Source organism: Rhodothermus profundi (assembly GCF_900142415.1).
Lineage (GTDB): Bacteria > Bacteroidota > Rhodothermia > Rhodothermales > Rhodothermaceae > Rhodothermus > Rhodothermus profundi.
The window spans coordinates 645,351-666,844 of the sequence record NZ_FRAU01000001.1 but is presented as its reverse complement, the minus strand read 5'-3'; the positions used below and the strand labels follow the sequence as shown (position 1 = coordinate 666,844).

The following is a 21,494-nucleotide window of genomic DNA, read 5'->3' as shown; positions in this document are numbered from 1 at the left end:
CTGCGCGCAACGCCTCTTACCCAATGAGCAAGCCGGGCACTTTGTTTCCCCTCGTCCCGTTAATAGCGTGCAAAACAACAGATCCATGGGCTGGGATCGCATTATCGGACAGGAGCGCATTGTCGAAGCGTTGCGCCGGGCGTTGGCGCAGCAGCGCGTGGCGCACGCCTATCTGTTCTACGGCCCCGACGGCACGGGCAAGCGGGCGGCTGCGTTGACGTTCACCCAGGCGTTGCAGTGTGCGCAGGGCGGCAACGATCCATGCGGCCACTGCGTGCCCTGCACCAAGGTGCAGCGGCTGATCCACCCGGACGTGCAGGTCATGCTACCGCACCCCAGCGATGCCGACCCGGACGACCTCTACGAACGCCTGCAACGACTGGCCGCGCAACCCTATGCCACCGTGGACTACGTGCGCCGGCCTGTGCTGGACGACCCGACCCGGGTCTCCAACAAGCAGGCCTTTTACTCGGTCGCTCGCATCAACGAATCGCTTCGGCGCAGCGTCAGCTTTAAACCGCTGGAAGGACGCTACAAGGTGGCGATCCTGATTGATGCCGACCGGATGCGCGTTGAGGCGGCCAACGCCTTTCTGAAGTTGCTGGAAGAGCCAGGGCCACAGACGGTTTTCATCCTCACCACTTCTCGCCCAGATCTTTTGCTGCCTACGATTCGATCCCGTTGCCAGCACCTCCGGTTCGATCCGCTGCCCGCCGAAGCCATCGCACAGGCGCTCATGGTGCGGGAAGGGGTAGACGAAGCGCGGGCCGTGATGCTGGCCCGTATGGCCGACGGTTCCTACAGTCGGGCCCTTGACCTGCTCGAAAACGAAGTGCTCCAGGCTGACCGCGAGCAGGCGCTGACTTTTCTGCGCCAGGCCTACCGCTTCCACAGCGAAGCCCTGGTCGATCTGCTGGAGCAACTGAGCACGCTGGGGCGCGAACGCCTCAAGGGGCTGTTGCAGCTTATGCTGGGGTGGGTGCGCGACCTGGTCCTGTTTCGGACGATCGGGGAGCAGGCTCCCCTGGTCAACCTGGATCAGCAGGAAGCCATCCAACGCTTCTGTCAAAATCTTCCCGAAGCCGACCTGGAGGGCATGGCCCGTTTGCTCGAAGAAGCACTGGATCTTATTGAACGGAATGTGCAGCCGTTCCTGGTGCTGAGCGTGCTGGCCGCTGCCCTGCGCGAGGCCATGCACGGCCAGGCGCCCGAACACCTTGTGCCGGCGCTGGACGACCCCCTGACGCTGGGCCTGGCCTGAAGCGGAACCTGACGATCGAGCAGGTCTATCACTGGCACGTTGGCATGAAAGAACCTGCCTGTTCATAGACCATGGCCTGTGGTAGCGCGTGCGTGCAGGGAGGGGGATGCGGTGGCGGATGTGCCTCCGGTAACGGTTGCCCCTCGCTGCACGTGTTCGACTGGCTGGGCCACCTCAGCGGCCCCTATCCAACCTACGACATCGTGGAAGTCCGCTTCAAAGGGCGCCGCAAGGGACTCTACCGCAATGTCGATCGGCTGGAGCTGCAGGCAGGAGACTATGTGATTGTGGAGGCAGACCGAGGTGTGCATTTTGGCATCGTGCATCTGACCGGCGAGCTTGTCCGCCTGCGCGTGCGGGCCAAAGGGCTCGACGACGAGGCTGAATTTCCTCGCATCGTGCGTCTGGCCACGCTCGACGACATCGACCGCTGGGAAGCCAACAAGCAGCAGGAAATTGAAGCGTTTTACATAGCCCGCAGGGCCATCGAACGGCTGGGCCTTCCCATGAAGCTGGTCGATGCCGAATGGCAATTCGACCACAAAAAGATCACCTTCTACTTTACGGCCGATCATCGGGTAGACTTCCGACAACTGGTGCGCGACCTGGCTCGCACGTTTCGCACGCGGGTCGAATTGCGTCAGATCGGGGCCCGCGACGAAGCAGCCCGCATTGGAGGAATCGGGTCCTGCGGCCGTGAGCTGTGCTGCGCCACCTGGCTGCAGGAGTTCAAGCCGGTCGCCACGCAAACCGCTAAAATTCAAAATCTTCCCCTTAACCCGGCCCGTCTGAGTGGCCAGTGCGGCCGGTTGAAGTGTTGCCTCAATTATGAGTTGGAACAGTACATGGCCGCGCTGAAGGATTTTCCGCCGGTAGATACGCCGGTTGAGACCGAACGCGGTCGGGGAACGGTCCAGAAGCTGGACATTTTCAAGCGGCGCGTCTGGATTCAGTACGAAGATGGGAGCTGGGAAGAGCTTGCGCTTGAGGAAGTGAAACCATACCTTCGCCCCAGAACCACCTCTGGTCCGTAAAAACTTCAGGTCTGTAACAATGCCGGTGCGTTTCGTCAGAACCTGGCTGCTGGGAAGTCTGCTCGGGTTGCTTCTCGGAAAAGCCGGATGGGCTCAGGACGGCGCGTGGCTGGCCTATGTGGACAGCCTGTGGCAACAGGGAGCTTTTGCAGAGGCGCTGGCCCTGTTGAACGATAGCCTCCAACGCACTCCGAATGCTGCCGAACTGCTCTGGCGCCGGTCGCGCGTGCGCGTTGAGCTGGGCATGCGGGCGTCTGAAAAGCAGCAGCAGCGCGCGCTGTACTGGCAGGCGCTGGAGGACGCGCAGGCGGCCATTGCGGCCGACTCGCTTAACAGTCAGGCTTATGTGGCGGCGGCCATTGCGGCAGGTCGGCTGGCGCTGGTTTCTGGCGCCCGGGCTAAGGTGGAGCACGCCCGTCAGATCCGCGCCTATATCGACCGAGCCCTCGCGCTTGATCCCAACGACGATGTGGCCTACCACCTGCGCGGTCGCTGGCACTACGAAGTCGCAACGCTCAGTGGGTTTGAGCGCACGCTGGTGCGCCTGCTCTATGGTGGATTGCCCGATGCGTCACTGGAGGAAGCGGCCTCCGATTTCCGACGAGCGCTGGCCATTCGCGAGCGCGTGGTGCACCACCTGGAGCTCGGACGCACGTTGCTACGCCTGGGCGACCGCGCCGGAGCCATTCGGGAACTGAAACGCGCGCTTGCGCTGCCTCCTACTGAGCCCAGCGATACAACCTATCAGGAAGACGCTCGCCGCTTGCTGGGGCGTATTCGCTGAACTCTTCGCATCTCACGCCGTTTCTATGGCAGCGCGCCCTTTGAAAGCCCTAAACCCTCCCAATCCTACATGGCCTACTCTGCGGAGATCAGCCGGACCTCGCCGACAGCCATCCTGTTTTTGCTGGACCAGTCGGCTTCCATGCAGGAGCCCTTTGGCGGGGCCGAGCAGCGCGGCGATGCAGCGCCCAGCAAGGCACGGGTGCTGGCCGACGTGGTCAACCGGCTGCTTCAGAATCTGATTCTGCGCTGCGCTAAAGAAGACGGCGTGCGGGACTACTTCTACGTGGGGGTAATTGGCTATGGCGAGCGGGTGCAGCCACTGATTCGGCCTGCCGAAGGCTACCGAGTGGCAGGCGAGCTGGTCCCGATCAGCCATCTGGCCGAGCGGCCGCTGCGGCTGGAAGAACGGTTGAAAAAAGTGCCAGATGGCAAAGGGGGCTTTGTAGAGCGGCGCGTCAAATTTCCGGTATGGTTCGATCCGTATGCTAAAAATGGCACGCCGATGTGCCAGGCGCTAGATCTGGCGGCTTCAATGGTGCGTACCTGGATTGATCTGCATCCCCACTCGTTTCCGCCTATCGTCATCAACATTACCGACGGCGAGGCCACAGACGGCGATCCGCTGCGCTATGCGCAGCAGCTCCGGAGTTTTGCGACGGATGACGGCGAAACATTGCTCTTCAACGTGCACCTTTCTTCGTCTGAGGAACCGGCGGTGGAGCTACCGGCCAGCGTAGAGGAGTTGCCGCGCGACGAATATGCGCTGCTGCTGTTTCAGATGTCGAGCGTGCTGCCTTTTACCATGCGGGCGGCAGCCGAGCAGGAGGGGTATCGGGTAACCATGGATACGCGCGGCTTTGTGTTCAATGCCGATCCAGTGGCGCTGGTCCGTTTCCTGGAGATTGGGACCCGTCCGAGCACGCTGCGTTGAGCTGGCGATGGACGCGCCGCTGGTGCAGACGTTCTGGCTGCCGCGGGCCGGGTCGTCGCTGGCCGCCTGTGAAGACGCCTTTGCGGTGCGGCCTGGGTGGCCCTTTGCTGCGGCAGTGGCAGATGGGGCAACCGAGTCGATCTTTTCGGGAGCCTGGGCCCGGCACCTGGTGCAGCGTTTCTGCCAGGAGCTTCCGGCCACGCCTGAAAGGTTGCGGCAACGGATTGTAGCGTGGCGGGCGTGCTGGCAACCCGGTGCGCCGCAAGCAGCGCTGCCCTGGTATCTGGCTGCGAAGCTGGAGGAAGGAGCGCATGCGGCGCTGCTAGGACTGGTTGTACAATCGGATGGCACCTGGCGTGCTGTAGCGGTAGGGGATGCGGTGTTACTGCATCTGCGTCAGGGTTGTTTGCGGCAGGCCTGGCCGCTGGAAGATCCAGCCGGCTTTCATCATCGGCCGGTTCTGATTAGTAGCCGGGGCGACGCCGCTCTTCCGGCTGTTGAAGGGATGGCAGGACGTTGGCGTGCAGGCGATGCGTTCATTCTAGCTACCGATGCGCTGGGGGCCTGGCTGCTGGCCACCAATCCGGCGCGGCTATTGCAGCTGGCGCCGGAGGAGTGGGCTGTACACATTACGGCGGCCCGTCGTCGTCGCGACCTGCGCAACGACGACGTAGCCGCCGTAGTGGTACACTGCCCGCGGTAGGAAGGTCGCGTAATTAGTGGAACTGCTCGGTTTCGGTGGACCCGTCCAGCGCGACAGTGCTGGACTGCTCGCCCGAAATGATCAGACGCACCGTGTCGAAGTAGCCGGTGCCCACCTCGCGCTGGTGTCGCACGGCCGTGAAGCCTTTCTCTGCGGCAGCAAATTCTTTCTGCTGCAGGCGCACGTAGGCGGGCATGCCTTCCCGGGCGTAGTCATAGGCCAGTTCGAACATGGAGTAGTTGAGCGTATGGAAGCCAGCCAGCGTAATGAACTGGAACTTATAGCCCATGGCCGCCAGCTCTCGCTGGAAGCGGGCAATGGTGGCCTCGTCCAGGTTCTTCTTCCAGTTGAACGAGGGCGAGCAGTTGTAAGCCAGCAGTTTGCCCGGGTATTCGCGATGGATCGCTTCAGCAAAGCGCCGGGCCTCGTCCAGGTCGGGCGTGGAGGTTTCGCACCAGATCAGATCAGCGTAGGGAGCGTAGGCCAGCGCGCGGGCGATGGCCTGGTCGAGGCCTGCGCGAACGCGATAGAAGCCCTCGGGCGTGCGCTCACCGGTGAGGAAAGGATGGTCACGCTCGTCAATGTCGCTGGTGAGCAAGGTAGCGGCATTGGCGTCGGTGCGGGCGATAATGACAGTCGGTACGCCCATGACATCGGCGGCCAGGCGAGCGGCGATCAGCGTTTGAATGAACTGGCCGGTGGGCACGAGCACCTTGCCGCCAAGGTGGCCGCATTTCTTTTCAGAAGCGAGCTGGTCTTCGAAATGGATGCCGGCAGCGCCCGCTTCGATGAGCGCTTTTGTCAGTTCAAACGCATGGAGCGTTCCGCCAAAGCCTGCCTCGGCGTCGGCCACGATGGGGACCAGCCAGTCGATCGAATCGTCTCCTTCAGCATGGTGGATCTGATCGGCGCGGAGCAGCGCGTTGTTGATGCGGCGCACAAGAGCCGGAACGCTGTTCGACGGGTAGAGGCTCTGGTCCGGGTACATCTGGCCGGCCAGGTTGGCGTCGGCGGCTACCTGCCAGCCGCTGACGTAGATAGCCTTGAGGCCAGCCTTTACCTGCTGCATGGCCTGGTTGCCGGTCAGGGCGCCGAGCGCGGCTACGTAGGGTTCCGTGTGCAACAGTTCCCAGAGGCGACGGGCACCACGATCGGCCAGCGTGTAGGCAATTTCGACGGAGCCGCGCAGGCGCAGCACGTCCTGAGCGGAATAGGGACGACGAATACCCTCCCAGCGCGGATTGGACCGCCATTCGGCTTCGAGACGCGCAGCTTTGGCCGCAGCAACTGGTTGGCGCATAGCAACTACTGGGTTGGTTAAGTGGAAGCGCTATGGTCTCTACCATACAACAAGCGAAAAGGTATGTCAATAGCGAAATTTCGCCAACACAAAAATTTCACAAAAGAGACTTTCGGCCGACTTTGTCGTTAACTTGCGCGGTCCGTCCACCGTCAACCACTACCCTGATGGAACTCAACGCCGACCTGGTACGCTTTGTCCTGGGCCTTAAGCTCAAAGCACTCCGCCAGCAACGCGGGCTGACGCTGCAGGACGTGGCCTCGCGGGCCGGTCTGTCGGTCTCCTACCTGAGTGAGATCGAAAAGGGGAAAAAATTCCCTAAGCCAGACAAACTCATTGAGCTGGCCGCCGTCTTTTCGGTCTCTTACGAGGAGCTGATTTCGCCGCGCCTGGATGAACGGCTCGATCCGCTGGCTGCCGTGTTCTCCTCCGACTTTGTTCAAGAATTCCCGTTTGAACTGTTTGGCCTGACGCCCGAAGATCTCTTCCAGCTCTTTACCGATCACCCGACAAAGGCCGGGGCTCTGGTGCGCACGTTCCTGGAAATCGGCAAAATGTACGATGTGCAGGTCGAACACTTCCTGTTTGCCGCCCTGCGCTCCTACCAACAGATGCATAACAACTACTTTCCCGAGCTAGAAGAGGCGGCGCGGAATTTTCGGGCGCAGTATGATTTGCCCGCAGGAGAACCCATTCCCCCTGAGCGGCTGCGCCAGATTCTGGAGGAGTCGTACGGATACCGGATCGACACGGAGACCCTGCCCCGTCATCCTGTGCTCCACAACTTTCGTTCTGTTTTTGCTGAGGGCCCTCAGCCGGTGCTTTTTGTCAATGGCCGACTCTTACCGGTGCAACAGGCCTTTATTCTGGCGCGCGAACTGGGCTACCAGTTTCTGGACCTGAAAGAACGGGCCATTACGTCGTCCTGGCTTCGCGTCGAGTCGTTTGACCAGGTGCTCAACAACTTCCGGGCTTCTTACTTTGCGGGAGCACTGCTGTTGGATGAGGATACGCTCTGCGCCGATCTGCGGACGTTTCTGGCGTATGCGCACTGGGATAGCGCAGTGCTGCGGGCCTTTCTGAAGCGCTACGGTGCAACTCCTGAAATGCTCTGCTATCGCCTGACCGAGCTTATCCCGCAACACTTTGGGCTGCGCGAGATCTTTTTCCTGCGTCTGTTCCATCGGCCAGGCACCGATCGCTTTCAGCTAACCAAGGTGTTCAATCTGTCGCGGGTTCCTGTGCCGCATGGCATTGGACTGGGTGAGCATTATTGTCGCCGCTGGCCTGCCATCCAACTGCTGCGCCAACTGGCCGCCCAGACGCCGCCGCCGGACCCCGGGGACGATCCGATGGTAGCGGCAGCACGGATGCACTTTTTGAACGAAGACGCCACCTTCTTTACGGTAGCGCTGGCGCGTCCGTTGGTGCTGACGCCCGAGCAAAACGCCTGCGTAGCGATTGGCTTTCTCATGGATGACCACTTTCGGCAGCAGGTGCATTTTGCGCAGGACCCGGCGTTGCCTGATCTGGAGGTTAACCTGACCTGCGAGCGCTGTCCGCTGGCCGACTGCGCCGAACGGGCCGCCGATCCCGAAGTGTATCAGGCCCAGGAAGCCCAGCGAGAGCGTGAAGCAGCACTGGAAGCCTTGCTTGAAACGGTGCGAAGCGGACGACTGCCCTGAAGGCTATGCCGGCGTTTCCGACGCCCAGCCAGTACCGAGAGGCGGTGCAGTTTCCGGAAATGGCGTTTGTCGATCCGGAACTGCAACAGGCCACTCCGGAAGTGGATGCCCTGGGACTACCCCGGGCCATCAGCGGGGCGTTTGCAACGGTGTTCGTGTTGCAAGGGCGCACCCATCGGTGGGCCGTGCGCTGCTTCCATGCGCCGGTGCCTGATCTGGCTGCGCGTTACCGGGCACTGGCCCGGCATCTGGCACGCCATCCAACGCTACCGCTGGTTGCCTTTGATTTTCAAGAAGCCGGTATTCAGGTAGAGGGGCAGACCTGGCCTCTGCTGAAAATGGACTGGGCCGAGGGAATTCCGCTTAACCGGTTCGTAGCCACGCACCTGGAGCATCCTGAAGTGCTTGAACGACTGATTGAAGCCTGGGTGGCGCTCGTGGCGCAACTGGAAGCAGCCGGCATGGCCCATGGGGATCTGCAGCACGGGAATGTGCTTGTCGCTGGGGAAGAAGATCGCCTGAGGCTGACGCTGGTCGATTACGACGCAGTCTATGTGCCAGCACTGCGCGGCCGCAAAAGTCCGGAACTGGGTCACCGCAACTACCAGCATCCGGATCGAAGCGAAGCCGACTTTGGACCCTGGATCGATCGCTTTCCGGCGCTGGTCATCTACACGGCCCTGCAGGCATTGCGGCATCGACCGGAGCTGGCTCGCCGCTATCCGCTTGATGAAGCCCTGCTGTTTCGGGCCGGCGATCTGTATGCGCCGGAACGTTCGCCGCTGTTTCAGGAATTGGCAGCTATAACGCCACTCCAACCTGTGGTCAAACTGCTCCAGCAGGCGTGCCACCTGGAGCCTGTGCAGGTGCCGCGGCTTGCGGACGTGCATCAGGGGGCGGTGAAGGAGGTGCCCGGGCGCCGCCGAGCTCGTCGACAGCGGGTAGGAAGGAAGGCGCGCACCGGCTTTGAACGGGCGTTCTTGCCCGGCCTGCTGGGCATTGGCATGCTCGGCGCAGGGCTTGCGCTGATGGGAGGAGGGACTGCAGGACTGGCCGTGGGGGGAGGAGGCGCCCTGGTCGCGCTGGGCATGGCGCTGGTGCACTATCAACGGCTGCCTATTGTGCGGCGCAGGCGGCGGCTGCAGCGTGAACTGGCCTTTTTCGATGAATTGCTTGAAAGGTTGCGCCAGCAACTCGTGCAGGTGGAGCAGGAACGCCGGGCGTTTCTGGAGCGGCAACAGACGCTCCGGCAGCAACGTCTGGAGGAGTTGCGCGAGGAGGCCCTGTACGATCGCCTGAAGTATCATTTCATCGACGAGGCAGCCCAGTTCGAGGGGCTGTCGCACAAGGTGGTGATCCGGCTCAAAGCGGCCGGCATCCGTAATGCCTATCAGGCCACGCCCGAGCGGGTGGCCCGCGCCCGCCAGCTCAGCGATGAGACGCGCGCCCGCATTAATCTCTGGCGAGCTACGCTGGTTGCCCGCTACCAGCACGAACTGCCTACGCGACTGTCGCCCGCCGAAGAGTTGCGGCTGGAGCGCTACGTGCGGCAGCGTCTGGCCCGCTTCGACGAGGAGCGGCAGCGGCTGCTTGAGCGCATGCAGGCCCAGCAACAAGAGCGGGCCCAGATTGCGCAACGACTGGAGGCGCTCCCCTCATTGACCTTCGGGCGCTATGCAGGCTATTTGCTCCGAATCTGTGCGTTGCCTTCGCTGGAGCAAGCCCCTGCACCTCCTGCGCCGCCGCCCGTCCGCGAGTCACTGCCTCCTGTATCGGTTTCCCTGGACGAGACGCGCCCCTGGTGGGAGCAGGTGGCCTAAGGGGGCTAACCCGTCGGCTACGAGTTGAGCAGATCGTCGAGATCGCCCAGGTCGTCCAGGTTTTCCAGCAGATCTTCGGTGTGCGGGCGCACGAGGGCCAGAATAGCGCTGTGGGGGACAATCACGTAGTTGCGGTTGTCGTACGTAAGCTCAATGGCATCTTTCTTCAGAAAAAACGCATAGTCCCCGGGCTGGGCCTGGAGCGGAAGGTAACGAACGGCTTCCTTGTGTGAGGCCCAGGGCTCACTTTCGGAGTATTCCGGATTGGGCATCAGGTAGCCTGGGCCGACTTTAACGACCCGACCGGTGCCCACGCGTTCGCGTTCTACGACGGTAGCGGGCAGGTATAGGCCTGTTTTTGTCTGGCGCTCTCCTTCGTCGGGCTCAATCAGCACGCGATCGCCGACGATAATCAATTCTCCGCGGAAAGTGGACATGGTCCCACAACCCTGCTGTTTTCGAACGCCCCTGTGATACTCAATCGCCGACGGGACGTTTCGGGGCGTGGGATGGAAGCTGATGGCGCAGGTGGTGCCACAGAAAGGCACCGGCACCAGCGGCGCCCAGCAACAACAATAGGCCCCAGAGTCGCGATCCCAGGAGTAACTGACCGACCCCAAACAGGGAGCTGTAGACGAGCGCAACACCGGCCAGCCAGTCGATGGCCAGCGTGCGCAGCGACGTGTCGGGTTGGATGTCGGGATGGCGTGCGGCAACCGGACGCCATCCTGGTCCAGCAGGGCGCACGCGGCGGTAGAAGGCGTCGAGTGTGGCTTGGTCGGTAGGAGGCGTAAAGAGCGTGACGGTTACCCAGGCCAGCGTGGTGTAGGCAACGACGGCGAACAGGTTAGTAGGAAAAGGATCCAGCAGTCCCGGAACCGGCACGCCGATCAGGGCAAGGCCAGCCAGCAAGAGGGGCACCAGCGTAGCGGTCAGTTCGCTCCAGGCATTGATGCGCCACCAGTACCAGCGCAGAATGAGCACGAGCCCCAGTCCGCCTGAGGCGGTCAGAATCAGGCTCCAGGCGCCACTGATGGACTCCAACTGCGTAGTGACCAGCACGCTGATAACAGCCAGCAGGAACGTCAGGATACGACCGACGCGCACGTAGTGCCGCTCGTTGGCATGAGGGCGCACAAACCGGCGCCAGCCGTCGTTGACCAGGTATGAAACGCCCCAGTTGAGCTGGGTCGATACGGTGCTCATAAAGGCAGCCAGGAACGCGGCAAACAGCAGGCCCAGCAATCCCGGTGGCAGGGTGTCGCGCATAACGAGCACATAGGCCGTTCGGGGATTTTCGTCCGGAAACAGGACCAGGGCCACCAGGGCGGTCAGGATCCAGGGCCAGGGGCGCACGCAGTAGTGGGCAATGGTAAACCAGAGCACCGAGAACATGGCATGGCGTTCGTCTCGGGCGCCCAGCATGCGCTGCGCGATATAGCCGCCGCCACCGGGTTCAGCGCCGGGATACCAACTGGCCCACCACTGGACGCCCACGTAGGCTGCAAAGGCCACGGCGGAGAGGGTCAGCACGCCCACGCCCTGGACCGCCTCGCCGATGGTGGGGAGCATGCGAAACGTGGGTTCTGGCAGATGCGATTTCAGGCCCGCGAGGCCTCCGATTTCGGGCAGGTTGAGCGCTAGAAAGGCCAGAAGCGTGGTGCCCGTCATGGCCAGCACAAATTGGAACAGGTCAGTGACGGCCACGCCCCAGAGTCCGGAAATCAGGGAATAGACGCCTACGAGCAGAACCAGCAGGCCGACCAGGGCCAGGGAAGCACTTAGCTCAATCCCCAGAATCGTGAATGACGTGCGGCCAAACAGCGTCAGATCAGGAAACAGCACCTCAATCACAGTCTCCATGGCCAGCGACACCCAGCCGATGATGATCACGTTCATCAGCAGGCCAAAGTAGACAGCCTTGATGCCACGCAGCCAGGCTGCAGCGCGTCCACTGTAGCGCAGTTCGACAAACTCAACGTCGGTCAGCACACCGCTTCGCCGCCATAGCCGGGCAAAGAAAAACACGGTGAGCACGCCTCCCAGCGCGAAATTCCACCAGAGCCAGTTGCCGGCAATGCCGTTGTATGCCACCAGTTCAGAAACAGCCAGCGGCGTGTCGGCGGCAAAGGTGGTCGCTACCATGCTGGTGCCGGCCAGCCACCAGGGCATGCTACGGCCCGAGAGGAAAAATTCCGACGTGTCTTTGCCGGCGCGTCGGTAGTAGTACAGCGCAATGGCCAGCGAAAGCGCAAAGTAGGCAGCGATCAGCGCGCCGTCGAGCCACGTTAGATGCATGGCAGGCCGGATTGATTACCCGTAAAAAATCTGGGGAGAATCTACGGCCTGGCGGGCTGAATGAGAAGACGGCGGTGTATTTTGGGAACGGTTTCGTGACTATGAAGCGGGTTTAGAAGCCGACGGCGTAACCAGATGGAGTCGTTTGTGATAGGTGGGTTTGTTGGCGGGTTGCCGGCGTTGTCGTAGTTTGCGCAGCGTCTCACGCACGCGAAAGAGCAAGTAATCATCGTCGAAGGGGACAACGATAATACCCTGTACGTTGAGCTCGGCGGCTTCCAGCACCATCTCGTCGGTAGGAGTTTCCAGAAAGATCAGTGCTTCAGTGTCTTTCAGCCCTTCTGTCTGACGCAGGCGCCGCAGCAGCTCCAGTCCGGAAGGCTCCCGGACGTGGGGGCCAATGAGCAACAGGTCATAGGGTTGCTTTTGCAGCAACTGGAGCGCCTCGGTGCTGCTGGTAGCCTCGGTGATCTCTTCAATGCCGCCCAGGCGTAGCAAATTGCCGATGCGGCAGCGAAGCCGGGTGGGTTCAATGAGCAGCAGCTTCATAGAAGGCGTCGGTTGCGTTGGCGTGGATTCGGTAGACTCAGATGCTGTACGTGTTGATCTAAAAATTCCTGCTGTTCTTGCAGGTGGGTCAGGAGAGCCTGCGGCGTCCAGTCCGTCAGATCATAGCGTTGCATTAGCAAATGCCAGGCCGGATGGGCCAGGCATTGCTCCGAGCTCAGCGGATGCGTGAAGGCATAGCCCATGGTGCGCGCGACCAGATCGGCCACCGCTACGGCAGGGGTGATCATGTACGCCTCGCTAACGTGCGGGGTCTGTTCGGGGACGTGATGGTAGCGGATGACGTCCACCAGCACGTCAGGAAAATTCAACTTGCGGGCGACGTACTCACCAGCTTCGGTATGGTCACAGCCAAAGAGCAATTGTTCGAGATGGCGTTCATCGCGCGCTTGCACTTCGCCCTGCAGACGTTGCTGCTCGTAAAAGCCGACCGCCTCCAGGGGAAAGTTGTAGATCAGGATGATTTTGCCGAAGTCGTGCAGCAGGCCGGCTGTAAACCCCACGCTTGTCTGGCCGCTCTGGCGAGGCAGGAGCGTTTCCAGCAGGTGGCGGGCAAGAAAAGCGGTGGCCTGGCAGTGCTGAGCTAACCGGTTAAAGCAGGCCAGCGCCGAAGAGGGGAGCGTGGTGCGCAGCCGCAGCATATGCATCCCTACGATAATGCCGGCTACGCTCACGGGGCCAAGCAGCACCACAGCGCGTTCTACGCTGCTGACGGTGCGGCGCAGGCCATAGTAGGCCGAGTTGACAATCTGCAGCAGGCGGGCAACTACGACTGGGTCGCGTTCGACCAGGCGCGTAACCGGCCCGACTTCGAGCTGGTCGGGCTGGTTAAGCAGCTTCATCGCTTCCACCAGCGTTTGAGGAAGCGGTGGACACCGAAGTTCCAGTCGACTGAGGGTTGGACGCGCCGCGTGCATGGCCCGGGTAGGTTACAGTTCGACATCCAGGGAGAGCGCGCCCAGGCGAGCTAGCCGGCGGGCTTCTTCGACGGCCCCTGTTTGCAAACACAGGGCGATCAGGCGCCGGCGGAAGCGTTCGCTTTCTGGATAGCGATGGTAGGCCTGCCGGTAGAGGATGCATGCTTCCTGTTTCCAGCCCTGCTGCACAAAGGTCTGCAGGAGCACATCGACCGCCTGCTCGTCGGACTGCTGCTGAAGCAGGTGTTGGGCCATGGCAAGCGCTTCAGCAGGGCGTCCCTGGTAAAAAGCCAGTCGTAGCAGGTCAGCCTGCAGCGCCGGTGGCATCTGGTCAGCTATCGGAAAAGCTGCCCGTACATGGGCGGCAACGACGGACCAGCGGCGCAGGCGCCAGGCCAGTGCGGCCAGGCCCAGGTGCCAGTCCGTTTCGGCAAGCGGCTCGTCCCAGGGTACCTCTGCAGGCTGCGCTTTTAGCTGGTCCAGTAGGGTGTAGGCTGGCTCGTACTGACGCTGCACCTCATAGAGGTGTGCCAGCAGGCGTGGTGCGATCCACTGGTGCGGTAGGGCTGCCAGCGACAGCCGCAGCATGCGCTCGGCCGCTTCGTAGTGGCGAAGCTGCAGGCGAGCAGCGCCCAGGGCGTTGAGCAGGCCAGCCCGTATTTCAGCCGCTGCCATTTCCGGCAACGTCAGCATAGAAGCGGCTTGCGCCAGCACCCGTCGCGGTTCCTTCCGCTTAACCGCCGCCCAGAGCGGGCGGAGCCGCTCATCTACGTGCTCCATCCGGTTAAAGGCGGGAAGCGGAAGCTGAAAGTTTTCCAGAAACGATCCGTGCATCATGGTGCCAGATAATTCAACAGGCTGGTTTGCAACAGGCGGGAGGTTACCTGGAGGGTCGCTTCCAGACTGAGCTGGTTGCGTTGGAGTTTGACCGCGACCTCTGCAAAGTCAGCGTCTTCCAACTGACTGCGTTGCGTTTCTAAGCGCAGGCGCGCATCTTGCAGCTCTGTTTCAGCCATGGATAGTCGTCGGGTGATTTCGCCTACCTGCGCGATGCGGTCGAGCAAATGATTGCGGGCAGCGTCCAGGCGTGCCATAGCAGCCTGGATCTGGTTGGTGTCGTCCGCACGTAGCGCATTGATCAGGTCTTGCCAGGCTTCGGTCAGGGTAAAGTCCGGAGTGCCATCGCCGTTTTCATCAATTTCCCAGACCTCGTTGCCGGGTAAATTGAGAGCGATTTGCAGGCCGGGCAGAATTTCCTGGAGGCGCGTCTGGTTGTTGCCGTTGTAGACGACAGTAGCGCCGCTGAGCTGGAAAGGCTGCGTTGTGGTGCGGGTGCCGGCAAATAGATATTCCCCGTTATGGCGCGCGTTGAGTTGGTCGAGCACGGCCTGCAGGCGTTTTTCGAGCACGTTGGCGGTGGTAGCGCGGTCGGCTGTTGCGGCCGTCTCCGTGGCCATCCGCAAACCTTCTTCGTAGGCGCTGTTAAACAGATCGACGAGAGTGGCCAGTGCGTCTTCCGTGGCTGCCAGCCAGGCGCGCCCGAGTGCCAGCGTACGCTCGTGCTGGTCGTAGCGCTGCGCCAGTTGGCGCAGCGCCTGACTCGTTGCATAGGCGCTGGGATCGTCAGAAGGGCGGTTAACGCGGCGGCCCGTTGCCATCTGCTCCTGGAGGCGGGCCAGCTCCAGGCGACGTTCCTGAATCTGGCGCTCAGCCAGGAGCTGGTAGAGGCTCTGCTGGCGGGTAAACGCAACGTGCAACGAATTCATAGCCAGCTACGCGTTTAAAGGTTTAGCAGCGTGTCCATCATGGTGCGGGCGGTGTCCAGCACGCGGGCGGTGGCGGCATAGGCCTGCTGAAAACGAATCATGTTGGTCAGCTCTTCGTCGAGCGACACTCCCATAACGCCCTGCTGGAGGGCGTCCAGGTGGTCAACAGTGGCTCGGGAGCGTTCCAGGCGGCTTGTAGCGTCTTTGGCGGCGGTTCCGATGCCTGCAGCCAGGTTGATTGCATAGGTCTCGGCGGTTTCAGTGCCACCGTTGAACAGCAGCGCGTCGCGCAGCCCGGCGATCTGCAGGGCGACGCTGTTGTCGCCCGGTGCGGTAGGATCGCCGGAGGCCGCAATAACCCGACTATCATTCAGCACATCCGATGACAGGGCAATGGTGGCAGCAGTGGTACCGGCTGGATCAAAGAAGGGGCGGCCGGTCCCTCCGTCCAGTCCATACCCGGTTGTATGGCGATTGTTGATTTCGTTGACTAAGGTGGCGGCCAGGGTGTCAAGGCGTTGTCGCACGTCGGGGATTGTATTCGTAAGCAGGCGAAGCTGCGCCCCAATGCGTCCGTCCTGGCCTTCCTTCGTCTGGAAGGCAATGCCTGTGTTGCCAAACGTTAGGGTAGGGGTGGAGCCACTCAGATTCAGGGTGAGCGGCATGACCTGATCGCCCTGCACGAGGGCCATGCCGTTGACCGTAAGCTGATAGGAGCCATCGTCGAGCGTTTGGACCTGGACGGGGAGCAGTTCGGCCAGTTCGTGAACCAGTTGATCGCGGCGGTCTTCGGCCACTAAGTCGGGATTGCCTTTCTGGCGGGCTGCCTGGATGGTAGCGTTAAGCGAGGCAAGCTCCTGAAGCAGACTGTTGGCCTGATCGACAGCGTCGCGCAGGGCATCTGTGGTTTGCGTGGTGAGGGTTTCGAGGTTGCGAGCCAACCGACGGAACGTGTCAACGAGCGTCTGGGCCTGTCCGCGTAGCGCTTCACGGACACCGGTGTCGGTGGGGTGGTTCGCAAGGTCGGTCCAGCGATTCCAGAAGTCATTGAGCAGGGCGGGTAGTCCCGATTCACTGTCGGCGGCCAGCATGCCTTCCAGCACCTGCAAGATGCGGGTTTCTTCGTCGGAGGCCCCCAGACTGGCGCGAGCCTCCCAGGCCGCCACGTCAAGCAGGTGATCGCGCAGGCGTTCGTAGGCGGCTACCGAGACGCCCATGCCGGTGGCCGAGCGGGGAGGAAGGGCGGTATAAAGGCCGACGTCGCGAATGTTAACGGCCTGGAGCGTAACGCGCCGGCGCGCGTAGCCCTCGGTGTTGGCGTTGGCCACGTTTTGGCCGATGGTATTCATCGCCGCCTGGATCGTCTGAAAGGAGCGGCGCGTCAGGCTAAACAGTTGGTTCAGGCTCATGGATCAACCCAGGCGATTGACGACAGATCGTTGGGGGCAGGCCTGCCGGGTTTGTCCGGTGGGGGTATATACACGACTGGCAGGCTGGTCCAGGAGCTGTAGGAGTTCCAGCAGCTCCTGTCCTATTTGTATCGCGTATTTCAGCGAAAACTCAAGCGTTTCACAGCGTTGGCGAGTCTGGCGGAGTCGCTCTTGAAGCTTCTGCTGTAGTTGCCGGAGCGCGTGAGCGGCTGGACGGCTTTCCGGGTGGGCTTCAAGAGCGGCCAGTAGCTGTTCGGTGGGGGCGGAAAGCTCCAGACGCAGCATGCGGCGCAGCAGACGCCCTTTGCCGGCTCGCTTCTGTTGCAGGCGTTCAAGCCGGGTTACCAGTTCGCTGGTAGTCATGGCAGCCTGCTCCAGGGCTTCGTGCTCATGGCGTCGCAGCGCGTCTAACTGCGCTTCAAAGCTCTGTTCGAGCTGCCCCAGCAATTGCAGCTCGGCTTCGATGGTCTCAATAAACTGCTGCAAAAGGTTATGCGGAATGTTCATGGATTCGACTCCGGTTCGTTATCTGAAGGAGGGAGGTAACCGGACTGCTGCCACTGGCGCAGTAGCAATTCTGCAATGCCCAGGCGTCCCTGCTCAGCTAAATGGCGGGCCAGCACATCTGTTAGTGCGTCCCGTTGGGCATCGCGGTAGGTGCTGAGCCAGCCGGGTGCTTCGTCTCCGGTCAACGATTCGCGAAAGAGGTTGCGGGTCATAACCTGCACGAACTGGCGGAGCAGGAGCTCTTCAAACTGGCGTGCCGCCTCTTCCGGGGTATGAGGGCGCCGCGCGCCCAGCAGGGCACTGGCGCCGGTAGGACCGAGAAGGTGTTGGATGTTCTGGGGCATGTTATTCATAGGATGATGAGTTCACCTTGGAGGGCACCAGCTCGTTCGATAGCCTGGAAGATGGCGATGATATCGCGGGCAGTCAGGCCGAGCTCGTTCAGGGCAGCAGCCAGTTGGGCTACGTTGGCATTAGGGCCCAGCACAACCGAGCGGGCTACTTCTTCCTGCACGTCGATGGTGGCGCGCGCGCCCGTTACCGTTTCTCCCTGGCTCAAGGGTGGCGGCTGGGCTACGAATGGCTCGGCCTGTGTGGAGATAACCAGGCTGCCATAGGTGATCATCACCTCGCTGATGCGCACGTTGCCACCGGCCACGATGGTCCCTGTTCGCTCGTTGATTACAACGCGAGCCGGGATATCAACCGCGATGGTCAATGGCTCCAGCTCAGCCAGCAGTTGGGCTGGATTGTCCATGCCGTCCGGTACGTTGATGCGCACCAGGCCGGCGTGAACCACTTCGGCTGCGTTGGGGAAGCGCCCATTGATCGCTTCGGCAATGCGCGTGGCGTTCGTAAAATCTGGACGTTTAAGCACCAGGCCCAGTTGGGGCCCGCTGAGCGTAACCGGAGGCGTGGCAATGACCACGCCGCCACCGGGCACGCGGCCTGTATTGGTATGGTTGATCTGGACAGAGGAGCCGAAGCTGGAAGCGAGGACTGCTCCCGTTGAGATGGGGCCCTGGGCAATTGCGTACACCTGACCGGTCGTGGGGTCCTGCAGGGGCGTCTGTAGCAAAACCCCGCCGGAAAGCGACCGCGCGTCGCCAAGGGCAGAGACAGTAACGTCCAGACGTGTACCTGGCGCTGCAAATGGGTCCAGCGTGGCAGTAACCATGACGGCGGCTGCGTTGCGCGCGCGCAGCAGGTTGGGATCGACTGTGATGCCAAAGCGACGCAGCATATTGGCGATGCTTTGCACGGTGTAAGGAGCGCCACGCTGACCGCGAGCGCGGTCGCCGGTGCGGTCCAGCCCCACCACCAGGCCATAGCCAATGAGCTGAAGGGGGGCGGCTCCCTCTATGGTGACCAGGTCCTTCAGACGCGCCTGGCCAGCGTCCTGCCCCTGCGCGGGCAGGAAGGCGGCAAACAGTAATCCGATCCAGATCCAATGACGCATGGCGCTTACCGCTCATTTACTGAACGCCAAGGGCAATGGCGGCACCAATCAGCGCCAGGGCGCCCAGGCGGGTTAACAGACCTGGGCGGAAGAACTTACGGGGCAGACCGCTCTGTCGGTATTCGATCCGGGCATTAGCAATCTGGTAGGAAAACACCGTGTTGTCATGGCGGACGTCGTAGGGACGCACAACGCCAGAAATGCGCATGAGGTGGGTGACGCCGTTAATGTTGAGCTTTCGTTCCCCTTCGATGAACAGGTTGCCTGTCGTGGAATCGATGCCAACCACCAGCGCTGTGACGGTTCCTTCCAGCAGGTCGCGCTGAATGGTTTCATTGTTGGCCTTGCTTTCACGCACGAACGTGGCGTCGGCGCTGAAGCGTCCGCCCAGCGTACCGCTGACCGCACCGGTTCCCCCTACCTTAGCATTGGCCAGGTGTTCATAGTTGCTTTCGCGTTGCGCCGCGGTGCGCTCAGCAAGAATGATGGTGATGATATCGCCCGGGCGCACTGCGCGGAAGTCGGCGTACAGCGAAGGTTGTGCAGCAGCCGACAGGCCGGGCAGCAACAGCAGGCTTAGCAACAGCAGCGTACGCATGGGCTGGTAACGCTTAGGGTTGGAGGGTGGCAATCCATTCAACCAGGCCGGGCGCTACGATGCGTCCCCGATAGGTGGCCTGGGTCTGGGGGGCGTATAGTTCAATCACGTCGCCAATGAACCCGGAAGCGCGGGCCTGGCAGCGGAGCCGCAGCAGGAGGGTGCCTCGGCGGTAGCGCATCCAGACCGTGTCGCCTGTCTGGACCGCATAGGGAGGGCGTAGATCAGTGGCGCGCAGGATCTGGCCCGCAGCTACCGAGCGAGCCGCCAGCAGGACGCCCTGCTGTTGCAACTGGCGTAGCCGCGTAGGAGTCAGCGGAGGGGTGCGAAGGCGAGTAATTTCCTGCCAGACAATTGTCAGGGCCGTTGGATCAACCGGTTCACCGCGCTGGAGCGCCTGGCGAGCGACAACCACAGAGTCGTAACGGGCCACGTAAAACAGGGCCCATCCTGCCTTGCGCCACGTTCCCCGATTATCAGGGGTCCAGAGTTCAACCTGCAGAGGGCCCGTGGGATCATCGACTGTGGAAGGTAGCTGCATGCGAATTTGGCCGGCAGCTACAGGCTGATAGCGCAGCAGGCGCGGTTTGAGGTGGGCAGCCAGAGCAGGAAACGTTTCGGCCAGCAGCGAATCAATGGCGCGCTGGAGCCGCACCTCCAGCGGCTCGGGAGTCGGGTGAGGGACTCCAAGCCATTGCAGCAGTCCGATGATCCACAGCAGCCGCATCATTACCGCTTCATCTGGCTGGCCGTTTGCAGCATTTCTTCGGTGGTAGAGACCATTTTGGAGTTGATCTCGTAAGCCCGCTGGGCGGTAATCAGATTGACCATTTCTTGCACCACATCGACGTTGGCCGCTTCCAGAAAACCCTGCTTGACCGTTCCGAAGCCTTCTTCACCCGGAGTGCCCAGAATGGGAAAGCCACTGGCTTCCGTCTGCTCATAGAGGTTGCCGCCCAGAGCGCGCAGGCCGGCCGGATTGGGAAAGCGTGCCAGTTCGAGCTGGCCAATCTCGATGCGTTCCGTTTCACCTTGCAGCCGGACAGATACCACGCCGTCCTGGCTGATATGAATCTCAACCGTATCGGGAGGAACGCTCAGTTCTGGCTCCAGCGGGAGGCCTGTTTGCGTGACAAACGTTCCGTCGGCGTTCAGCGTGAACGTGCCATCCCGGGTGTAAACGATGGAGCCGTCTGGCCGTCGTATCTGGAAAAATCCGTCCCCGTTGATTGCCAGGTCCAGTGCGTTGCCGGTTTCTACCAGGCTGCCTTGCGTGAACTGACGCACGGTGGCAACGACCGCTACGCCGCTTCCGAGCTGCAGCGAAGCCGGCGGCGTCAGGCCTTCTGCTTCTTCCTGGCCGGGCGTCTGAACAGTCTGGTAAAGCAGATCCTGAAAGACGACGCGGGCGCTTTTAAAGCCCGTTGTGTTTGCGTTGGCTAGATTATGGGCGATGTTGTCAACGTTGGTTTGCTGGGCGTTCATGCCCAGAGCAGCTGTGCGGAGTGCCCGTAACATAAGCGCACGCGGAATGGTTTAGAACTTCCCGAGATTCCGAATAATCTGTCCCAGTAGCTGGTCAGTGGTCTGGATAATCTTTTGCTGGGTTTCAAAGCGATGAAAGTGCTCGATCATTTCTGTCATGGCGAGCACCGGGTTTACGTTGCTGCTTTCAAGAAAGCCGGGGCGCAGGCGCGGGGCTTCGACAGGCTGGGGTTCCTGGTCTGGTGCCGTGAAGCGAGCACCGGCTACGCGTTGCAGCGCCTCCGGCCGAGCAAATTGTACAATGCGCAGGCGGGCTACTTCACGTTCGTCTGCGCGGAGCACGCCATCTTGACTGATGGAAAGCGAGCGGGTGCGTTCATGGGGCAAGAGCTGAATGGGACCCTCCTCGCCTTCGACCAGCAGTCCATCGAGGGTGCGCAGGTACCCTTCCGCGTCCAGCCGGAACTGGCCGGCGCGCGTGTAGAAGGCTGCGCCGGTTGTCTCGTCAATCACGACAAAGAACCCGTCGCCTTCAATAGCCACGTCCAGGGGATTACCGGTATGCTCAAGCGCTCCCTGCGTCATATCATTCCACTGAGTGAGGCGGCGGTCGCTCCGGGGAGCGCGTTCGGCGTCGAGGCGCTCGTTCAGTGCTTCCACGAAAAGTCGTGCTTGTTTGAAACCGGCCGTGTTCACGTTGGCCAGGTTATTTGCGAGGCGTTCCTGTTGGCGGATGGCCTCGGTCATGGAGGCGGCCGCATTCTGAAGACGCAACAACATGGGGCAGGTAGGATGGCTTCGAGGACCGACTTATATGCCTGGCAAAAGGGTTGCCAAGGAGGTTGCCGGGGGGACAGGCGCGTTTACCGAACATGCCTGGCCTGAGAGAGGCATAATTTTCCAGTCAAACGGGCAACTTTTCCTTGAGTTTGGGCCAGGGAAGGCGA

22 protein-coding genes are annotated in these 21,494 nt (G+C 61.6%); 7 read left to right on the top strand and 15 right to left on the bottom strand.

The window, feature by feature from the left end; all coding sequences use genetic code 11:
- Window positions 1-85: 85 nt before the first annotated feature.
- The 5 genes from holB to BUA15_RS02890 all read left to right on the top strand — a co-directional run bounded on the left by holB (window position 86) and on the right by BUA15_RS02890 (window position 4,715).
- Window positions 86-1,261 (top strand): DNA polymerase III subunit delta', encoded by a 1,176-nt coding sequence (holB, locus tag BUA15_RS02910; RefSeq protein WP_072714439.1) that lies wholly within the window; start codon window positions 86-88, stop codon window positions 1,259-1,261.
- Between the two features lie 71 nt (window positions 1,262-1,332).
- Entirely contained in the window at window positions 1,333-2,295 is a 963-nt protein-coding gene (locus BUA15_RS02905) for a PSP1 domain-containing protein (protein ID WP_072714438.1), read from the top strand.
- A gap of 19 nt (window positions 2,296-2,314) precedes the next feature.
- Complete coding sequence (locus tag BUA15_RS02900) at window positions 2,315-3,079, top strand: tetratricopeptide repeat protein (RefSeq protein WP_072714437.1); 765 nt, start codon at window positions 2,315-2,317, stop codon at window positions 3,077-3,079.
- Window positions 3,080-3,148: 69 nt separating this feature from the next.
- Window positions 3,149-4,012, top strand: a complete 864-nt coding sequence (locus BUA15_RS02895; RefSeq protein WP_072714436.1) for a vWA domain-containing protein — start codon at window positions 3,149-3,151, stop codon at window positions 4,010-4,012.
- A gap of 7 nt (window positions 4,013-4,019) precedes the next feature.
- Window positions 4,020-4,715, top strand: a complete 696-nt coding sequence (locus BUA15_RS02890; protein WP_072714435.1) for a protein phosphatase 2C domain-containing protein — start codon at window positions 4,020-4,022, stop codon at window positions 4,713-4,715.
- 13 nt (window positions 4,716-4,728) lie between these two features.
- On the opposite strand, the gene aceA is transcribed toward BUA15_RS02890, so the two are convergent.
- The gene (aceA, locus tag BUA15_RS02885; RefSeq protein WP_072714434.1) at window positions 4,729-6,015 is read right to left on the bottom strand and encodes an isocitrate lyase; all 1,287 of its coding nucleotides are present in this window, start codon (window positions 6,013-6,015) and stop codon (window positions 4,729-4,731) included.
- Window positions 6,016-6,182: 167 nt separating this feature from the next.
- Here aceA and BUA15_RS02880 point away from each other — a divergent pair, with 167 nt between their 5' ends.
- A complete protein-coding gene (locus BUA15_RS02880; RefSeq protein WP_072714433.1) occupies window positions 6,183-7,700 on the top strand; it encodes a helix-turn-helix domain-containing protein in 1,518 nt (505 codons plus the stop codon).
- Between the two features lie 5 nt (window positions 7,701-7,705).
- Complete coding sequence (locus BUA15_RS02875; protein WP_072714432.1) at window positions 7,706-9,520, top strand: lipopolysaccharide kinase InaA family protein; 1,815 nt, start codon at window positions 7,706-7,708, stop codon at window positions 9,518-9,520.
- A 17-nt stretch (window positions 9,521-9,537) separates the two neighbouring features.
- Here the strand turns inward: BUA15_RS02875 and BUA15_RS02870 are convergent, their stop codons facing one another.
- From BUA15_RS02870 to flgF, 14 genes are all read right to left on the bottom strand, one after another.
- Window positions 9,538-9,957, bottom strand: coding sequence for a co-chaperone GroES (locus BUA15_RS02870; protein ID WP_072714431.1), 420 nt, complete (start codon window positions 9,955-9,957; stop codon window positions 9,538-9,540).
- 40 nt (window positions 9,958-9,997) lie between these two features.
- Window positions 9,998-11,818 carry a sodium:solute symporter family protein gene (locus BUA15_RS02865; RefSeq protein WP_072714430.1) on the bottom strand — a complete coding sequence of 607 codons (1,821 nt, stop codon included), beginning with the start codon at window positions 11,816-11,818 and terminating at the stop codon, window positions 9,998-10,000.
- 99 nt (window positions 11,819-11,917) lie between these two features.
- Window positions 11,918-12,367 carry a response regulator gene (locus tag BUA15_RS02860; protein ID WP_072714429.1) on the bottom strand — a complete coding sequence of 150 codons (450 nt, stop codon included), beginning with the start codon at window positions 12,365-12,367 and terminating at the stop codon, window positions 11,918-11,920.
- On the bottom strand, window positions 12,364-13,302 hold the full coding sequence (locus BUA15_RS02855) for an HDOD domain-containing protein (protein ID WP_072714428.1): 939 nt from the start codon (window positions 13,300-13,302) through the stop codon (window positions 12,364-12,366). Before BUA15_RS02855 ends, BUA15_RS02860 begins: the two co-directional genes overlap by 4 nt.
- A 12-nt stretch (window positions 13,303-13,314) precedes the next feature.
- Window positions 13,315-14,139 carry a tetratricopeptide repeat protein gene (locus BUA15_RS02850; RefSeq protein ID WP_072714427.1) on the bottom strand — a complete coding sequence of 275 codons (825 nt, stop codon included), beginning with the start codon at window positions 14,137-14,139 and terminating at the stop codon, window positions 13,315-13,317.
- Window positions 14,136-15,068, bottom strand: a complete 933-nt coding sequence (flgL, locus tag BUA15_RS02845) for a flagellar hook-associated protein FlgL (RefSeq protein ID WP_072714426.1) — start codon at window positions 15,066-15,068, stop codon at window positions 14,136-14,138. Before flgL ends, BUA15_RS02850 begins: the two co-directional genes overlap by 4 nt.
- Before the next feature lie 14 nt (window positions 15,069-15,082).
- Complete coding sequence (gene flgK, locus BUA15_RS02840) at window positions 15,083-16,477, bottom strand: flagellar hook-associated protein FlgK (RefSeq protein WP_072714425.1); 1,395 nt, start codon at window positions 16,475-16,477, stop codon at window positions 15,083-15,085.
- Between the two features lie 3 nt (window positions 16,478-16,480).
- Window positions 16,481-17,005 carry a flagellar export chaperone FlgN gene (gene flgN, locus BUA15_RS02835; RefSeq protein WP_072714424.1) on the bottom strand — a complete coding sequence of 175 codons (525 nt, stop codon included), beginning with the start codon at window positions 17,003-17,005 and terminating at the stop codon, window positions 16,481-16,483.
- A complete protein-coding gene (locus BUA15_RS02830; protein ID WP_072714596.1) occupies window positions 17,002-17,349 on the bottom strand; it encodes a peptidoglycan hydrolase in 348 nt (115 codons plus the stop codon). Before BUA15_RS02830 ends, flgN begins: the two co-directional genes overlap by 4 nt.
- A 5-nt stretch (window positions 17,350-17,354) precedes the next feature.
- Window positions 17,355-18,464 carry a flagellar basal body P-ring protein FlgI gene (locus tag BUA15_RS02825; protein WP_072714423.1) on the bottom strand — a complete coding sequence of 370 codons (1,110 nt, stop codon included), beginning with the start codon at window positions 18,462-18,464 and terminating at the stop codon, window positions 17,355-17,357.
- Window positions 18,465-18,480: 16 nt separating this feature from the next.
- Window positions 18,481-19,062, bottom strand: a complete 582-nt coding sequence (locus BUA15_RS02820; RefSeq protein ID WP_072714422.1) for a flagellar basal body L-ring protein FlgH — start codon at window positions 19,060-19,062, stop codon at window positions 18,481-18,483.
- A 13-nt stretch (window positions 19,063-19,075) separates the two neighbouring features.
- Window positions 19,076-19,792 carry a flagellar basal body P-ring formation chaperone FlgA gene (gene flgA / locus BUA15_RS02815; protein ID WP_072714421.1) on the bottom strand — a complete coding sequence of 239 codons (717 nt, stop codon included), beginning with the start codon at window positions 19,790-19,792 and terminating at the stop codon, window positions 19,076-19,078.
- Complete coding sequence (flgG, locus tag BUA15_RS02810; RefSeq protein WP_072714420.1) at window positions 19,792-20,580, bottom strand: flagellar basal-body rod protein FlgG; 789 nt, start codon at window positions 20,578-20,580, stop codon at window positions 19,792-19,794. Before flgG ends, flgA begins: the two co-directional genes overlap by 1 nt.
- Window positions 20,581-20,598: 18 nt before the next feature.
- Window positions 20,599-21,327, bottom strand: a complete 729-nt coding sequence (gene flgF / locus BUA15_RS02805; RefSeq protein WP_072714419.1) for a flagellar basal-body rod protein FlgF — start codon at window positions 21,325-21,327, stop codon at window positions 20,599-20,601.
- Between the last annotated feature and the right edge of the window lie 167 nt (window positions 21,328-21,494).

Bases quoted from the DNA above. Each gene is read 5' to 3' on its own strand.
- holB (WP_072714439.1), top strand. From the start codon at position 86: ATGGGCTGGGATCGCATTATCGGACAGGAGCGCATTGTCGAAGCGTTG.
- BUA15_RS02905 (WP_072714438.1), top strand. From the start codon at position 1,333: ATGGCCTGTGGTAGCGCGTGCGTGCAGGGAGGGGGATGCGGTGGCGGA.
- BUA15_RS02900 (WP_072714437.1), top strand. From the start codon at position 2,315: ATGCCGGTGCGTTTCGTCAGAACCTGGCTGCTGGGAAGTCTGCTCGGG.
- BUA15_RS02895 (WP_072714436.1), top strand. From the start codon at position 3,149: ATGGCCTACTCTGCGGAGATCAGCCGGACCTCGCCGACAGCCATCCTG.
- BUA15_RS02890 (WP_072714435.1), top strand. From the start codon at position 4,020: ATGGACGCGCCGCTGGTGCAGACGTTCTGGCTGCCGCGGGCCGGGTCG.
- aceA (WP_072714434.1), bottom strand. From the start codon at position 6,015: ATGCGCCAACCAGTTGCTGCGGCCAAAGCTGCGCGTCTCGAAGCCGAA.
- BUA15_RS02880 (WP_072714433.1), top strand. From the start codon at position 6,183: ATGGAACTCAACGCCGACCTGGTACGCTTTGTCCTGGGCCTTAAGCTC.
- BUA15_RS02875 (WP_072714432.1), top strand. From the start codon at position 7,706: ATGCCGGCGTTTCCGACGCCCAGCCAGTACCGAGAGGCGGTGCAGTTT.
- BUA15_RS02870 (WP_072714431.1), bottom strand. From the start codon at position 9,957: ATGTCCACTTTCCGCGGAGAATTGATTATCGTCGGCGATCGCGTGCTG.
- BUA15_RS02865 (WP_072714430.1), bottom strand. From the start codon at position 11,818: ATGCATCTAACGTGGCTCGACGGCGCGCTGATCGCTGCCTACTTTGCG.
- BUA15_RS02860 (WP_072714429.1), bottom strand. From the start codon at position 12,367: ATGAAGCTGCTGCTCATTGAACCCACCCGGCTTCGCTGCCGCATCGGC.
- BUA15_RS02855 (WP_072714428.1), bottom strand. From the start codon at position 13,302: ATGCACGCGGCGCGTCCAACCCTCAGTCGACTGGAACTTCGGTGTCCA.
- BUA15_RS02850 (WP_072714427.1), bottom strand. From the start codon at position 14,139: ATGATGCACGGATCGTTTCTGGAAAACTTTCAGCTTCCGCTTCCCGCC.
- flgL (WP_072714426.1), bottom strand. From the start codon at position 15,068: ATGAATTCGTTGCACGTTGCGTTTACCCGCCAGCAGAGCCTCTACCAG.
- flgK (WP_072714425.1), bottom strand. From the start codon at position 16,477: ATGAGCCTGAACCAACTGTTTAGCCTGACGCGCCGCTCCTTTCAGACG.
- flgN (WP_072714424.1), bottom strand. From the start codon at position 17,005: ATGAACATTCCGCATAACCTTTTGCAGCAGTTTATTGAGACCATCGAA.
- BUA15_RS02830 (WP_072714596.1), bottom strand. From the start codon at position 17,349: ATGCCCCAGAACATCCAACACCTTCTCGGTCCTACCGGCGCCAGTGCC.
- BUA15_RS02825 (WP_072714423.1), bottom strand. From the start codon at position 18,464: ATGCGTCATTGGATCTGGATCGGATTACTGTTTGCCGCCTTCCTGCCC.
- BUA15_RS02820 (WP_072714422.1), bottom strand. From the start codon at position 19,062: ATGCGTACGCTGCTGTTGCTAAGCCTGCTGTTGCTGCCCGGCCTGTCG.
- flgA (WP_072714421.1), bottom strand. From the start codon at position 19,792: ATGATGCGGCTGCTGTGGATCATCGGACTGCTGCAATGGCTTGGAGTC.
- flgG (WP_072714420.1), bottom strand. From the start codon at position 20,580: ATGTTACGGGCACTCCGCACAGCTGCTCTGGGCATGAACGCCCAGCAA.
- flgF (WP_072714419.1), bottom strand. From the start codon at position 21,327: ATGTTGTTGCGTCTTCAGAATGCGGCCGCCTCCATGACCGAGGCCATC.